General features: G+C 72.6%; 12 protein-coding genes and 1 pseudogene. 9 read left to right on the top strand and 4 right to left on the bottom strand.

The genetic code is table 11. The annotated features are described in order from the left end of the window. The first annotated feature begins 209 nt into the window (after positions 1 to 209). Together OG928_RS09630 and OG928_RS09625 are read left to right on the top strand one after the other, a co-directional pair. Positions 210 to 887, top strand: coding sequence for a response regulator transcription factor (locus OG928_RS09630; RefSeq protein ID WP_406281678.1), 678 nt, complete (start codon positions 210 to 212; stop codon positions 885 to 887). 34 nt (positions 888 to 921) lie between these two features. Continuing rightward, entirely contained in the window at positions 922 to 2,337 is a 1,416-nt protein-coding gene (locus tag OG928_RS09625; protein ID WP_406281676.1) for a sensor histidine kinase, read from the top strand. A 60-nt stretch (positions 2,338 to 2,397) separates the two neighbouring features. Here the strand turns inward: OG928_RS09625 and OG928_RS09620 are convergent, their stop codons facing one another. Both OG928_RS09620 and OG928_RS09615 read right to left on the bottom strand, forming a co-directional pair. Further along, positions 2,398 to 4,302 carry a bifunctional serine/threonine-protein kinase/glutamate ABC transporter substrate-binding protein gene (locus tag OG928_RS09620; RefSeq protein WP_406281673.1) on the bottom strand — a complete coding sequence of 635 codons (1,905 nt, stop codon included), beginning with the start codon at positions 4,300 to 4,302 and terminating at the stop codon, positions 2,398 to 2,400. A gap of 212 nt (positions 4,303 to 4,514) precedes the next feature. Then, positions 4,515 to 5,516 (bottom strand): TAXI family TRAP transporter solute-binding subunit, encoded by a 1,002-nt coding sequence (locus tag OG928_RS09615; protein WP_406281670.1) that lies wholly within the window; start codon positions 5,514 to 5,516, stop codon positions 4,515 to 4,517. A gap of 68 nt (positions 5,517 to 5,584) precedes the next feature. Between OG928_RS09615 and miaB the strand changes: the two genes are divergently transcribed. After that, positions 5,585 to 7,063 carry a tRNA (N6-isopentenyl adenosine(37)-C2)-methylthiotransferase MiaB gene (miaB, locus tag OG928_RS09610; protein WP_406281667.1) on the top strand — a complete coding sequence of 493 codons (1,479 nt, stop codon included), beginning with the start codon at positions 5,585 to 5,587 and terminating at the stop codon, positions 7,061 to 7,063. 7 nt (positions 7,064 to 7,070) lie between these two features. Here miaB and OG928_RS09605 read toward each other — a convergent pair whose 3' ends face one another. Next, entirely contained in the window at positions 7,071 to 7,658 is a 588-nt protein-coding gene (locus tag OG928_RS09605) for a histidine phosphatase family protein (RefSeq protein WP_406281665.1), read from the bottom strand. A gap of 61 nt (positions 7,659 to 7,719) precedes the next feature. Between OG928_RS09605 and OG928_RS09600 the strand changes: the two are divergent. Further along, a pseudogene (locus OG928_RS09600) lies at positions 7,720 to 8,438 on the top strand (hypothetical protein). Positions 8,439 to 8,513: 75 nt separating this feature from the next. On the opposite strand, the gene OG928_RS09595 reads toward OG928_RS09600, so the two are convergent. Then, on the bottom strand, positions 8,514 to 9,014 hold the full coding sequence (locus OG928_RS09595; protein ID WP_406281662.1) for an antitoxin: 501 nt from the start codon (positions 9,012 to 9,014) through the stop codon (positions 8,514 to 8,516). Positions 9,015 to 9,197: 183 nt separating this feature from the next. Between OG928_RS09595 and miaA the strand changes: the two genes are divergently transcribed. The 5 genes from miaA (at position 9,198) to OG928_RS09570 (ending at position 14,809) form a co-directional block, all read left to right on the top strand. Continuing rightward, positions 9,198 to 10,106 (top strand): tRNA (adenosine(37)-N6)-dimethylallyltransferase MiaA, encoded by a 909-nt coding sequence (gene miaA / locus OG928_RS09590; RefSeq protein ID WP_406281659.1) that lies wholly within the window; start codon positions 9,198 to 9,200, stop codon positions 10,104 to 10,106. Positions 10,107 to 10,197: 91 nt separating this feature from the next. Next, on the top strand, positions 10,198 to 11,988 hold the full coding sequence (ggt, locus tag OG928_RS09585) for a gamma-glutamyltransferase (protein WP_406290873.1): 1,791 nt from the start codon (positions 10,198 to 10,200) through the stop codon (positions 11,986 to 11,988). A gap of 130 nt (positions 11,989 to 12,118) precedes the next feature. Further along, the gene (gene dapF / locus OG928_RS09580) at positions 12,119 to 12,973 is read left to right on the top strand and encodes a diaminopimelate epimerase (protein WP_406281656.1); all 855 of its coding nucleotides are present in this window, start codon (positions 12,119 to 12,121) and stop codon (positions 12,971 to 12,973) included. A gap of 164 nt (positions 12,974 to 13,137) precedes the next feature. Continuing rightward, positions 13,138 to 13,881 carry an SCO6745 family protein gene (locus OG928_RS09575; RefSeq protein ID WP_406281653.1) on the top strand — a complete coding sequence of 248 codons (744 nt, stop codon included), beginning with the start codon at positions 13,138 to 13,140 and terminating at the stop codon, positions 13,879 to 13,881. A gap of 217 nt (positions 13,882 to 14,098) precedes the next feature. After that, complete coding sequence (locus tag OG928_RS09570; RefSeq protein WP_406281650.1) at positions 14,099 to 14,809, top strand: DUF4097 family beta strand repeat-containing protein; 711 nt, start codon at positions 14,099 to 14,101, stop codon at positions 14,807 to 14,809. Positions 14,810 to 14,891 lie beyond the last annotated feature (82 nt).

The following is a 14,891-nucleotide window of genomic DNA, read 5'->3' as shown; positions in this document are numbered from 1 at the left end:
TGTCAGAGGCATCCGTCGTCACGATGGCGGGCTCCGTCCAGAGTCGTCCCGTATCTTTTTGCGCGACCGGGTGGCAGGTGGGTTCGAGGGTCTCCCGGCGACGCCGGGTGGTGCGTGACACTAGGGCAGGCGGCACCCCCCCAGTCAGTGCACTTGAGCTTGACTTGAGGTCAAGAGTCGGTAACGAACCGTCGGATGTGAGGAACCACGTGCGCCTCCTGCTCGTCGAGGATGATCTACGAGTCGCCGCACCGTTGCGCGCGGTGTTGGGCCGACACGGCTTCACCGTGCGGCACGCCACGACCGGCGAGGAGGCCCTCGCGGCGATCGACGACGTGCCCGACGTCGTGCTGCTCGACCTGTCGCTGCCGGACCACGACGGCTTCGAGGTGTGCAGCCGGATCCGGCGGCTGTGCGACGTTCCGGTGATCATGGTGACCGCGCGCGCGGACATCCGATCGCGCATACACGGCCTCAACCTGGGTGCCGACGACTACGTCACCAAGCCGTACGACATCGGCGAACTCCTGGCCCGAATACACGCGGTGAGCAGACGTACACGCACCGACGCCCCCGCCCCGGAGGGGCCGCCGGCGCCGAAGGGCCCCGGCTGTATCGAGCTGGACCCGGCCACCCGCAGGGTCACCGTCGGCGGCACCGTCGTGGTGCTGACCCGCAAGGAGTTCGACCTGCTCGCGCTGCTCGCCCAGCGCCCGGGGGTGGTGTTCCGGCGCGAGCAGATCATCAGCGAGGTCTGGCACACCAGCTGGGCCGGCAACAACCGCACGCTCGAAGTGCACGTCGCGTCGCTGCGGTCCAAGCTCGGGAACCCCGCGATCGTCGAGACGGTGCGCGGTGTGGGCTACCGTGTCGTTCCCGAAGCCTGACCCCCCGGCCTCCTGACGGATCGTCACCAGCTCTGTGCGTACCCGCCTGCTCGCGTTGCTCCTGACCCTGATGACCGCGGTGCTGATCGCGCTCGGCATCCCGTTGGCGATCTCGCGCGCGTCGGCCCACCAGCAGGAGCTCATCCGGGACCGGGTGGACGACCTGACCCGCTTCGTGTCCGACACCCAGCTGACCGTGGTCTCCGACACCGTGCGCGCGCAGTCCGACACCGGCGAGCCGCCCGGGCCGGACGCCACCGATCTCGACATGCTCCGCTCGGAGCTGGAGCGCTACGAGGACGTCTACGGCATCCGGGTCGGCGCGTTCGATCGGCGCGGCCAGCCGATCGCCGTCTCGCATCACGGATTTCGGGTCGACCCGCACTCGCCCGCGTTCACCGACGCGCTCGCCGGGCGGCGCAGCGACGACCCCGGGCAGGTGTGGCCCTGGCAGCGCGACCGGATCGTGGTCGCGGTCCCGGTGATCCACCGCGGCGACGTGGTCGCGGTGGTGCTCACCGACTCGCCGACCGGGCGGATGCGCTCGGGCATCCAGCGGGCGTGGCTGATCCTCTTCGTCGGCGAGGTGGTCGCGGTGCTCGCCGCGCTGCTGCTCGCGAACCGGCTCACGGGGTGGGTCCTGCGGCCGGTCCGGGTGCTCGACTCGGTGACCCACGAGATCTCCACCGGCCGACTCGGCGCGCGCGTCGCCGGGGCCCAGGGCCCGCCCGAACTGCGGCGCCTGGCACGCTCGTTCAACGAGATGGCCGATCACGTGGAGACCGTCGTCGACCAGCAGCGGGCGTTCGCCGCCGACGCGTCGCACCAGCTGCGCAATCCGCTGTCGGCGCTGCTGCTGCGGATCGAGGAGCTGGGCCTGTCGCTGCCGCCGGGCCACGGCGAGACCCTCGACGGGGTGCGTGACGAGGGCCGTCGGCTCACCCACGTCCTGGACGAACTCCTGGAGTTGGCGCTCGCCGAGAACGCCCGTCCGTCCGCGCGGGCGGTCGACGTCGCGGCGCTGGTCCACGAACGGGTGGACGCGTGGCAGCCGCTCGCGCGTACGCGCGGTCAGCGCTTCGAGCAGGAGGGACCGCTCGCGCTGACCGGCAACGTGGACCCGGTCACGCTGGGCAGCGCGCTGGACGCGATCTTCGACAACGCGCTCAAGTTCGCCCCCGACGACAGCACGGTCACCGTCGCCTGCTCGGCCGTCGGCAGCGAGGTCGAGATCCGGGTCAGCGACCGCGGTCCGGGCCTGACCTTCGAGGAGATGCGGCGGGTGGGGGACCGGTTCTGGCGCAGCCCGCGGCACCAGAACGTGGACGGCTCCGGGCTCGGCCTGTCGATCGCGCGCACTCTGCTGGGCGCAAGTGGCGGGACCATCGACTTCACCGCCCGCGAGGGCGGTGGCCTCACGGTCACGCTGACGGTGCCGCGGGCCGACTGAGGTCGGCGGCCTCCCGCTCGGGGACGGACCGGACGGACCGGACCCGACCGACCGCCGGCGTCACTCGTTCACCCGACACTGCGGTGCCCGCGGCTGAGGCAGTCCCAGCGGGCGCAGGCGCGAGTCGTAGGCGCGCTGCCAGTCGCCGTTGGCGATGTGCCGGTTCAGCGCTCCGCACACCGCCTCCGCGAGCGCCATGTCGCCCTTGCTCAGGCCCACTCCGTACGGCTCGTCCGAGAACGGCCGGCCCAGGATCCGCAGCTTCCCCGGGTGCTGCGCGACGAAGCCGGACAGGATCGCGTCGTCGGTGCTGACCCCGCGCACGCCGCCGGCCAACAGCTCGTCCACGCACTCCGAGTACTTGCCGCGCTCCTCGACCTTCATGGTCGGGAACTCGGCGCGGATCCGCAGCGCCGACGTCGACTCGCGCACCACGCACACCGCGCTGTTCGCGAGGTCTTCCGGGCCGTCCACGTTCGCCTCGTCGTCGCGGACCAGGAAGTCCTGCCCGGCGATGAAGTAGGGCCCCGCGAACGAGACCTTCTGCGCGCGCGCCTCGTTGATCGTGTAGCTCGCGACGACCAGGTCGACCTGACCGCTGGTGATCCGGTACTCGCGGTTCTGGGTCTCCACGTCCATGAACGTGATCCGGTCCTTGAAGCCGAGGTCGCCGGCGATCATCCGCGCGACGTCGTCGTCGAAGCCCTGGTACGCCTGGTCGCCGGTGCGCACGCTCCAGCCCGGCTGGTCCGGCTTGACCCCGATGATCACCTGGCCGCGGGCCTCCATCGCCCGGTAGGTCGGCGACTGCTTGCGCAGGTTCGCGAACGGGTCCGGGGCGTGCGTCCCGCCCTCGGCCCGGTTGTTCTCGACCGCCAGCCACGACGCGCCCACCGCGACCAGCAGGAAGGCCAGCGCGGCCGGCAGCGCTATTCGGGTGCGCCGCCACCGGCGACCGCGCCCGGTCGGGCCGGACGGCGGTTCCTCGGGCGGCGGTTCGCCGGCGAAGGTCGCCTCGACGTCGTCCTCGCGCCCGCGCGGCGGCAGCGGATCGCCGCCCCACGTGACCGGCACCGAGTCCTGGACGACGCGCGTCAACAGCGCGTCGGTCTCCTTGGCGTCCAGGCGCCGGGCCGGGTCCTTGCGGAGCAGGCCCATGATCACCGGCTCCAGCGGACCAGCGTGCCGCGGCGGCGCCGGCGGCGCGTTCACGACCGCGTTCACGACCTCCACGGGAGAGGCCCGCCGGAACGGCGCGAGCCCCTCGACCATCTCGTACAGCGTCGCGCCCAGCGACCACAGGTCGGACGCCGGATCGAGCGCGTCCGGCCGCTCGGCCAGGGTGTGTTCGTCCGCCGCGTCGGTCAGCACGCTCGGCCGGGCCCTGGAGAACTGTTCCGCGCGCTCGGGCGCGAGATAGCCCGGGGTGCCGAGCAGTTCACCGAACTGGGTCACCTGGGGCGCGTCGGCGAAGGTGGCGATCCCGAAGTCGGTGAGCACCACCCGGCCGTCCATGCCCAGCAGCACGTTGGCGGGCTTCACGTCGCGGTGCAGGACTCCCTTGGCGTGCGCGGCGCGCAGCGCGCGCAGCACGTCCAGGCCGATCCGCGCCGCCTCGGCGTGGTCGAGTCGCCCCTCCGCGCGGATCACGTCGGCCAGCGAGCGCGAAATGACCAATTCCATGACGATCCACGGCAAACCGTCCTCTTCGAAGACGTCGTGGACCGTCACCACGTTCTCGTGGCGGATCCGTGCGGCCGCGATCGCCTCGCGCTTGCTGCGCTCCAGCCACGAACGCTGCGATCCCGAGTCCAGGGACTTGGGCAGCAGCAGTTCCTTGACGGCGACCTCGCGACCCAGGGCGGTGTCGACGGCCAGCCAGACCTCGCCCATACCGCCTCGGCCGAGACTGCGGCTCAGGCGGTAACGGTTGTTCAGTATTCGGCCGATCTCCCCCTCGGACACCGCGGTCGCACCCTCCTCCCGAGCAAGCGGGCCTGCCTGACCAAGTGTGCGGCCTTCCCCCCGGTCGGCTCACAGCGTCGGCCCGGTGACCGTGTCACGGTCTGGCCTCGAGGCTCAGAGCGTAGATGTCGGTCCCGAACACGTTGACACGAACCCAGCATGTGCCATCGGGACCGTTTCGCGCGACGCCATCGGCATCACGATCTGTCCCATCACGGTTTCACCGATTTGTACCATCGCTCGGCACCCTCGTGAAGGGGCAGCGGGTCGGTGAAGATCGCCGTCCTGGGATCGACCAACTGGGCGGCGTGCACCTCGCGTCCGATCGCCTCGCGGTTCTCCATCACCGTCTCGGTCACCCGCCTGATCAGCGCGGGGTCCTGCGCGGCCGTCGTCACCAACAGGTTCGGCACCGCGATGGTGGCGGTCTCGGCCCCACCGGGATAGGCGTCCGCCGGCACCACGGCCTCGCGGTACACCGGCCCGTACCGCTCACGCAGCCGGTTCGCCAGATCGCCGAGCTTGACCAGCCGCACCGACCACTTCGCGGCCAGGTCGGCCACCGCCCCCGTGGGCAGCCCGCCGGACCAGAAGAAGGCGTCGACGGAGCCGTCCCGCAACCGCTGGGTGGCCTCCGCGATCCCGATCCGGACCGGCTCGATGGCGTGCTCCATGTCGGCCATGCCGACCTCGCTCAGCAGCCGGCGCGTGATCAACTCCACGCCGGACCCGGGCAGGCCCACGACCACCCTGCGCCCGCGCAGGTCGCCGATGTTCTGCACCGGCGACCCGGCCGGCACCACGAGTTGGACGTAGTCGTCGTACAGCCGCGCGACCGCGCGCAGTTGGTCGCGATCGCCCGGCCCGAGGTCGGCGACCGCGTCCGACGTGGCGATCCCGAAGGTGTCGGAGCCCGCGATGACCCGGCGCAGGTTCTGCACCGAGCCCCCGGTCTCGTTCACCGTGACCTTGACCTTGAGGTCCGCCGACAGCCGCGGTCGCAACAACTCGCCGTAGCGGTGGTAGACCCCCGTGGGCACGCCGGTGGCCAGCGAGACCGGCCCACCGTGCGGCGCCTCGTCGTCGCTCGAGAGCACCGCGTACGTCCCGACCAGGCACATCAGCACGAGCGTCGCGACGACGGCACGCACCAGGCGGGGCCGGCGCGCGCACGCGTCGCGGATGGAAAGGGGGACGAACGACAAGGAGGGCACGGCGGCGATATTGCCATGGAGGCGGGCCACGCGCGTCGGTGCGCAAACCCCGTACCCTGTCGGGTGTTATGACTGCGCGAAGCTATGAGGTCCGCACCTACGGGTGCCAGATGAACGTCCACGACTCCGAGCGGCTGTCCGGCCTGCTGGAGGACGCGGGTTATGTCCGCGCACCCAAGGGGGAGCCGGCCGACGTCGTCGTCTTCAACACGTGCGCCGTCCGCGAGAACGCGGACAACAAGCTGTACGGGAACCTCGGCCATCTCGCGCCCGCGAAGGCCGAGCGGCCCGGGATGCAGATCGCGGTCGGCGGGTGCCTCGCGCAGAAGGACCGCGACACCATCGTGCGCAAGGCGCCGTGGGTCGACGTGGTCTTCGGTACGCACAACGTCGGCGCGCTGCCGGTGCTGCTGGAGCGGGCCCGGATCGAGCAGGAGGCCCAGGTCGAGATCCTGGAGTCGCTCGACGTCTTCCCCTCCACGCTGCCCACCCGCCGCGAGTCGGCCTACGCCGCGTGGGTCGCGATCTCCGTCGGCTGCAACAACACCTGCACGTTCTGCATCGTGCCCGCGCTGCGCGGCAAGGAGAAGGACCGCCGGCCCGGCGACGTGCTCGCCGAGATCGAGACGCTGGTCGGCGAGGGTGTGATCGAGGTCACCCTGCTCGGTCAGAACGTCAACGCGTACGGCTCGGACATGGGCGACCGCGAGGCGTTCTCGAAGCTGCTGCGCTCGTGCGGGCGGATCGAGGGCCTGGAGCGCGTGCGCTTCACGTCGCCGCACCCGCGCGACTTCACCGACGACGTGATCGCGGCGATGGCCGAGACGCCGAACGTGATGCACCAGCTGCACATGCCGCTCCAGTCCGGCTCGGACGCGATGCTGCGCGCGATGCGCCGCTCCTACCGGCAGGACAAGTACCTCGGGATCATCGAGCGGGTGCGCGCCGCGATGCCCGACGCGGCGATCTCCACCGACATCATCGTGGGCTTCCCCGGCGAGACCGACGAGGACTTCGAGCAGACCCTGCACACCGTGCGCGAGGCGCGGTTCGCGGCGGCCTTCACGTTCCAGTACTCCAAGCGCCCCGGCACCCCGGCCGCCACGATGGACGGCCAGGTGCCCAAGGAGGTCGTGACCGAGCGCTACCAGCGGCTGCTCGCGCTCCAGGAGGAGATCTCCTGGGCGGAGAACCGCACCCAGGTCGGTCGCACCCTGGAGGTCCTGGTCGCCGAGGGCGAGGGCCGCAAGGACCACGACACCGCGCGGCTGTCGGGGCGGGCCCCCGACAACCGCCTCGTGCACTTCGAGCGCCCCGAGGGCGGCGTGCGACCCGGCGACATGGTCTCGGTCGAGATCACCTACGCCGCGCCGCACCACCTGCTCGCGGAGAAGCCGACCCTGGCGATCCGCCGCACGCCCGCGGGTGACGCGTGGGAGCGGCGGAACGCGGCACCGGCGGCCGGGCCCGGCGTCCTGCTCGGCATGCCGCAGATCGGCGCCCCTGCGGCGCCGGCGGTCCCCGCCGCCGCGGCCTGTTGCGACTGAGTCGCGATCAGGAGAGGTTCCACCCCAGCATGACCGGCTCTTCGCGCTCGTAGCCGAGCGTGGAGAGCCGGGCCGTCTCCAGGCGGAACAGGCGGCCGTCCTCGGGCGGCAGCCCGAGCCAGCGCGCGGTCAGCACCCGCAGCAGGTGCCCGTGCGCGACCAGCACCGCGTCCTGCCCCGAGGCCAGGACCGGACGCACGCGGTCGAGCACCCGGTCCACCCGGCGGCCCACGTCGGCGATCGACTCGCCCGGGTGCTCGGCGTTGCCGGGGATCACCCCGTCGCGCCACAGGTACCAGCCCGGCACCGTCTCGCGGATCTCGTCCGTGGTGATGCCCTCGTAGCCGCCGTAGTCCCACTCGACCAGGTCCGGATCGATCCGAGTGCCGGTGATGCCGGCCAGTTCGGCGGTGTGCCGGGCCCGCGTCAGCGGGCTCACCAGCGCGAGCCCGAACCCGCGCCCCGCGAGCAGCGCTCCGGCGGCCTTGGCCTGCGCCTCGCCCTCGGGGGTCAGCGGGATGTCGGTCAGCCCGGTGTGCCTTCCGGACCTGCTCCATTCGGTCTCGCCATGTCTCACCAGCATCAGTTCACCCATGTGATCCATCCCATCATGTGCGTCGGGAGGCGTCTCGGCGGCCGCTTAGTACTCTCCCTGAATGCTCGTAGCCGCCGCGGTAGTCCCGTGCCCCCCGATGATCGTGCCCGAGCTGGCCCGCGGGGCCGTAGCGGAATTGGACGCCTTGCGCGCCGCGTGCGACCAGGCGATCGCCGCGCTCGCCGCGACCGCGCCCGACCGCCTCGTGGTGGTCGGGTCCGGGGCCGCCGACGCGACGCTCGACGACGGCGGGACCGGCTCCTTCGCGCCGTACGGGATCGACCTCGAGGTGACCCTCGGCGCCGGCGCCGCCGCGGACCTGTCGCCCGCGCTGACCGTCGGCGCGTGGCTGCTCGGCCGTTCGCCCTGGGCCGCCGACCGGATCGCCGCGGCACCGCGCCCGGCCCCGTGTCGGGGGCCGTGGTGGCCGCCGACGCCGATCCCGCGCACTGCGCGGCGCGCGGCCGCGACCTCGTGGCGGGCCCCGAGCGGGTCGCGCTGCTCGTCGTGGGCGACGGGTCCGCGTGCCGGACCGAGAAGGCCCCCGGCTACCTCGACCCGCGCGCCGAGCCGTACGACATCGCCGTGGCCGCGGCCCTGGCCGACGCCGACACGGCCGTGCTCGCGGCGCTGGACCCGGCGCTCGCGGACGAGCTGTGGGTGGCCGGGCGGCCCGGGTGGCAGGTTCTGGCGGGGGCGGCCGGTCCCGGCCGGAGCGGGCGGCTGCTGTACGCCGAGGCGCCCTATGGCGTGGGGTACTTCGTGGCGCTCTGGTCCTGAGCGCGCGCCCACGACGGAGCACACACGACAGAGGGCGGCGGCCACCGGAATCCGGTGGCCGCCGCCCTCACCCCGTCACACGGTGGGTTCCGCCGGGGGCTGCGCTGCCGGGGGAGGGGTCTCGGCGGGCGCGTCGGACGGCTCGCCGGCCTTGCCCAGGGCCTCCTTGGTCTTGTCCGAGGCGTCCCGGATCTTGTCGGTGTGCTTGCCGCCGGTCTTTCGATCGGCCACCTCGGCGGCCTTGTCGACGCCCTTGTCGGCCTTGTCGCCGTGCTGACCCAGCAGGTCCCCGGCCTTGGTCTTGAGGTTTTCGAAGACACCCATGTCCTGCTCCTTCTCCTCGGATTCGCCCTCGGCGACCGGCTCGGCGGCCGCGTCCCCGGGGGCCCGGGGGGCGGGCGTCGTGACCGCCGCCTCCGCCGCGGCCGGCTCGGCTTCGGTGACGGCGTCGGCCGGCGTCTCGGGCCGGTCCTCGACCAGCGTGGCGGTGTCCGTGTCCGCCGCGTTGTGCGAGCAGCACGAGCCGCTCTCCTCCGACGTGCTCGGACGCCGCTTGAACCAGTCGAAAACACTCACAATTTCTCCTAGACCGTATGTCTGTGGTCGTTGTCGTGCATTTTGGGAGCGGCACACAGGGGACTCCGGCGAGCCGCCTGGAGTACATGGGTCGCCGAAGATCAACGAGGGCGAACGGTGCCGGTCACGACCTCGCGGGTGGCCGTACGCCAACGAGGGACGGCGATCCGGCAGACTTGGGGGGTGAGTCCCCGTGTCATAGCCGTCGTCGGTCCCACTGCGGCCGGAAAGTCCGATCTGGGTGTGGCCTTGGCCCATGCGCTGGACGGCGAGGTGATCAACGCCGATTCCATGCAGCTCTACCGGGGCATGGACATCGGCACCGCCAAGCTGACCGTCGCCGAGCGCGCCGGCGTCCCGCACCATCTGCTCGACGTCTGGGAGGTGACGAGCTCCGCGAGCGTGGCCGAGTACCAACGCGACGCGCGCGCCCTGGTCGACGACCTGCTGGCCCGGGGCCGGACGCCGATCCTGGTCGGCGGATCGGGGCTGTACGTCCGCGCGGTCCTCGACGACCTCGACTTCCCCGGGACCGACCCCGACATCCGGGCCCGCCTGGAGGCCGAGGCGGAGCGGATCGGGCCGGGTCCGCTGCACGCGCGGCTGGCCGGATTCGACCCGCCCGCCGCCGCCGCGATCCTGCCGGGCAACACCCGCCGGATCGTCCGCGCCCTGGAGGTCATCGAGCTGACCGGGCGCCCGTTCACCGCGACCCTGCCCACCCACACGTCGCTGTACGACAGCGTCCAGATCGGCGTGGACGTGCCCCGACCGGTCCTGGACGAGCGGATCACCGCGCGGGTGGACCGGATGTGGGACGCGGGCCTGGTCGAGGAGGTGCGCGAGCTGGAGAAGGTCGGGCTGCGCGAGGGCCGCACCGCGTCGCGCGCGCTGGGCTACGCGCAGGTGCTGCGGCTGCTCGCGGGCGAGTGCACCGAGGACGAGGCCCGCGAGGACACCGTGCGGACCACCCGCCGGTTCGCCCGCAGGCAGGACACCTGGTTCCGGCGGGACCCGCGGATCCAGTGGCTGGACCATTCGCGCCCCGATCTCCTGGAAGCCGCGCTCGGACGGGTGATCCGCCCCGACTAGGGGTGTTGCGGGTGGGGCGCACGTGGCACGGTGGGGGGTCCGTGAGACCCGCTCGGGGGAGGCCGTCGTGATCCGTACCGTTCGTCGCGCCATGGCGCTGGGCGCAGCGCTGGGGCTGGCCCTGACCGTTCCGGGGGTCGCGTCCGCGCATCCCGGCGAAACCCCGCCACCGCCGGCCAAGCAACCCGTCGCCACCGGGTGGGGCGGCGCGGTCTCCAGCGTCGACCCCGACGCCACCCGGATCGGCCTGGACGTGCTGCGGCGCGGTGGCAACGCCGTGGACGCCGCGGTGGCCACCGCGGCGGCCCTGGGGGTCACCGAGCCCTACTCGTCGGGCATCGGCGGCGGTGGCTACTTCGTCTACTACGACGCGCGCAGCCGCACGGTCCGCACGCTGGACGGGCGCGAGACGGCGCCGGCCGCAATGCGCGAGGGCGCCTTCCTCGACCCGGCCACCGGGCTGCCGATCCCGTTCGACCAGGGGGTCAACTCGGGCCTTTCGGTGGGCGTCCCCGGGACGCCGCAGACGTGGAACACCGCGTTGCGCAAGTGGGGCACCACCGACCTGCGCGCCGCGCTGCGGCCCGCACAACAGCTGGCCGAGCGCGGCTTCGTGGTGGACGCGACCTTCCGCGACCAGACCGCGGCGAACGCGACCCGGTTCGACGACATCACCCCGACCGCGAAGCTGTTCCTGCCGAACGGGCAACCGCCGGTCGTGGGCAGCGTGTTCCGCAACCCCGACCTGGCCCGGACCTACGACGAACTGGGCCGCAAGGGCGTCGACTGGTTCTACCGCGGCGGACTCGGCCGCGAGGTGGTGCGGACCGCGCAGCGACCGCCGGTGGCCCCGGGCGCCGACCGGGTCTTCCGGCCGGGCCTGATCGAGACCGACGACCTCGCCCGCTATCGGGTGCTCGACCAGCGGCCGACCAGGATCGACTACCGCGGGCTCGACATCTACGGCATGGCGCCCTCCTCGTCCGGCGGGTCCACCGTGGGCGAGGCGCTGAACATCCTGGAGACCACCGCTCCGCCCCGGATGGACGAGGTCGGCGCGACGCACTACTACCTGGAGGCGTCGCGCCTGGCGTTCGCCGACCGCAACCGCTACGTCGGCGACCCCGCCTTCGTCGACGTCCCGCTCAGGGGCCTGCTCGCGGACGGCTTCGCCAAGGAACGCGGCTGCCTGATCGACCCCGACCACGCGGCGGTGAGCCCGGTCCCGCCGGGCGACCCCACGGCTCCTTATCAGCGGCGATGCGCCCCGAGCGGCACGCCGGAGGCGACCGAGCCGATCGAGGGGCTGTCCACGACCCACCTGGTCACCGCCGACCGCTGGGGCAACGTGGTGTCGTACACGCTCACGATCGAGCAGACCGGCGGCAGCGCGATCACCGTGCCGGGCCGCGGCTTCCTGCTCAACAACGAGCTCACCGACTTCAACTTCGCGCCGCTGACCCCGGGCGTCCCCGACCCGAACCTGCCCGCGCCGGGCAAGCGGCCGCGCAGCAGCATGTCGCCGACCATCGTGCTCAAGGACGGCCGGCCGTTCGTCGCGGTCGGTTCGCCCGGTGGCGCGACGATCATCACGACCGTGCTCCAGGTGCTGAACGGGCGGGTGGATCGCGGGCTGACGCTGCCCCAGGCGGTCGCCGCGCCGCGCCTGTCGCAGCGCAACGGAGCCGCGACCGAGGTCGAGCCCGGGGTGCCCGCGTCGTTGCGGACGGCCCTCGAACAACGTGGGCACGTGCTCAAGGCCAACCCGGAGATCGGCGCCGTCGCCGCCCTCGAATTCCTCCCGGGCGGCCGGATCCAGGCGGTGGCGGAGCCTGCCCGCAGGGGCGGTGGCGCGGCCGGCGTGGTCCGACCCGAGAATTAGTACGATTAATAACAGGCCCCTTGCGATCGTCGCGTCCACCCGCGACGCGCCCTCGGCCCCGGCGGACGATCCCACCGGGGCCGATCGCGCGGGGCCCGGAGGGTGTGAACACACGCCCTAGACTTGCCGGGTGAGCACTCTGCACTTCTTCAAGGGTCACGGCACCGAGAACGACTTCGTGATCGTCCCGGACGCCGACGGCGAGCTGGAGTTGACGGCCGCCCAGGTCGCCGCCCTGTGCGATCGCCGGGCGGGCATCGGCGGCGACGGCCTGCTCCGGGTCGTGCGCTCGGCGAAGGATCCGGCCGCCGAGGCGATGGCCGGCGAGGCCGAGTGGTTCATGGACTATCGCAACGGCGACGGGTCGATCGCCGAGATGTGCGGCAACGGCGTGCGGGTGTTCGCGCGCCACCTGGTCGAGCGCGGCCTGGCCGAGCCGGGCGTGCTGCGGGTCGCCACGCGCGGCGGGGTCAAGGTCGTCACGGTGCCGGCCGAGGGCCCGATCACCGTGGACATGGGCGTGGCGCGGCTCCCCGACTCGGCCGGCATCGGCGTGGAGGTCCAGGGGCGGAAGCGGTCCGCGACCAACGTCGACATGGGCAACCCGCACGCGGTCGTGTTCGTGGCGGATCTCGCGGACGCGGGGCACCTGTACACCGCGCCCGCCGTGTCCCCGGCCGACGCCTATCCCGACGGCGTCAACGTCGAGTTCGTCGTGCGGCGCGCGCCGCGGCACGTCGCGATGCGCGTGCACGAGCGCGGCTCCGGCGAGACCCGGTCGTGCGGCACCGGCGCGTGCGCGGTGATGGTCGCCGCGGCGCGGGCCGACGGCGCCGAGCCGGCCGTCACCGGCGAGCCGGTCACGTACACCGTGGACGTGCCGGGCGGGCGACTGGTGATCACCGAACGGGTGGACGGCCACATCGAGATGGCCGGCCCGGCCGTGATCGTCGCCGAGGGACGGGTCGATCTCGCACTGCTGTGACCCGCGGCCGGCCGACGGTCGGCGCCGAGCGACGGCCCGGCCGAGCAGCCACCCGGCCGATCGCCCAACCGGTCGATCGGCCGACCTCTGTGCACGCCCGGTGCGCCGTGATAGGTCTTGCATGACATGGTCAAGCAAGCAGTGCCGGCATCGGGAGCACGAGCATGAGCAGCATGGACACGGCGAGGGTCACGACGCGCGCGGTCAAGAAGACGGTCGAGGCGGCCGGGGCGTTCTTCTTCGCGCCGGACACCGTCGCCCGCGGCGCGGAGCTGGGTTTCGACGGCGTGACGCTGTACATCGCCGGTCGCGGCGGAGTGCTGGGGGACGTCGACGACGACGCGGTGGTCACGGCCTTCCACCACTTCACCGCCGAGGCGCTGATCCCGCGGTGGGAGGCGGGCAGGAAACTCTCGCCGCCCGCGCGGACCGGCGAGCTGTACGCCGAGTGCGCGCGCGCGTGGGGCCGCGAGCACCTCGCGGACCTGCCGGACGTCGACCGGCTCGCGGACGTGACGACCCGGATCGTCCGGGCGAACGACCTCGGCGCGCTCGCGCCGCTGTACTCCGCCTGGCGGGCCGTACCTCTTCCGGATGACGCCCCCGCGCGGCTCGCGCAGAACCTGCAGACGCTGCGCGAACACCGCGGCGGGCTGCACATCCTCGCGCTCGCCGCGCACCGGCTGACGTCGGTGGAGGCCCAGGTCGCCGAGTCCGGCCGGTTCATGGGGTTCTACGGGCACCCGAAGCCCTATCCCGAGGTCACGGACGCGCTGACGGCCCGGCGCGAGGCCGCCGAGGAGCTCACCGACGAGCTGGTGGCCGCCGCCTACGCGGTCCTGGACGAGGCCGAGTCGACCGCCTTCGCGGCGCACGCCGAGGCCCTGGGCGCCCGGTTGGCGCACTGAGGATCCGGGTCGGTCCCGGTACCCGGGTCCGGGAGAACCCCTAGGTCGGCCCTGACCCGAGGTGGATGATCCGGGGGGTCCCTCCTGCCAGGGAAGGACCCCCGGGACCAGACGCCGGACCGACGCGGGGTGGCGGGCTGCTTCCTAGCCTGGAAGGGAGCGGGGGAGTGGTCGTGCGTTCGGGCCGCGCAACCCCGCCCCGACCCAAGGAGACCGCATGTCTGCCCGCAATCGTCGATTGGCCTTGTTGGCCCCGCTCGTCGCCCTTCCGCTCGTGCTGACCGCGTGCGACCTCGACGTGGACGTCGACGGTGCCGACGCCGAGGAGAAGACCGCCTCGTACGACGTCACCCAGAGCGTGCGCATGCTCAAGGTCGACAGCGCCGCGGGCAACGTGAAGGTGATCGGGGCCGACGTCAAGGACGTCAAGGTGACCGAGAAGCAGCACTACGACTCGACCGCGCCGACGACCACGCACAACGTGGACGCCAACGGCGTGCTCAACCTGGACTACGACTGCGCGAGCAAGAAGGCGTGCTTCGTGGCGTACGAGGTGACCGTCCCGCGCGGCACCGAACTCGACGTCCGCACCGACGCCGGCAACGTGACCCTGCGCGACCTGACCGGGACCCTGAACCTGCACACCAGCGCCGGCAAGATCGACGCCGAGGGTCTGACCTCGGCCAAGGTGATCGCGCAGACCAGCGCCGGATCGATCGACATGACCTTCACCAAGGCGCCCACCGACGTGGACGCGAGGACCAACGCGGGGCGCGCGACCGTGCGGGTGCCGGGCGGGCAGCAGTACGCGACGGACGTGTCCACCACGGTGGGCGACAGCGAGGTCAAGGTCTCGCGCAACGACCAGTCGCCGCACAAGATCAAGGTGCACACGGGGGCCGGCCAGGCGCGACTGCTGACCTCGTGAGGGTCGGCGGGTGGCCCGATCTCCCGGTCCGGGGCGGAATCGACCGAAAACCCGGATGCCTCTTCGCCGACCGTCGTGGGAC

Origin of the sequence: Embleya sp. NBC_00896 (genome assembly GCF_045207785.1) — a bacterium.
Lineage (GTDB): Bacteria > Actinomycetota > Actinomycetes > Streptomycetales > Streptomycetaceae > Embleya.
The sequence above is the reverse complement of the archived record's forward strand: the minus strand, read 5'-3'. Positions and strand labels throughout refer to the sequence as shown.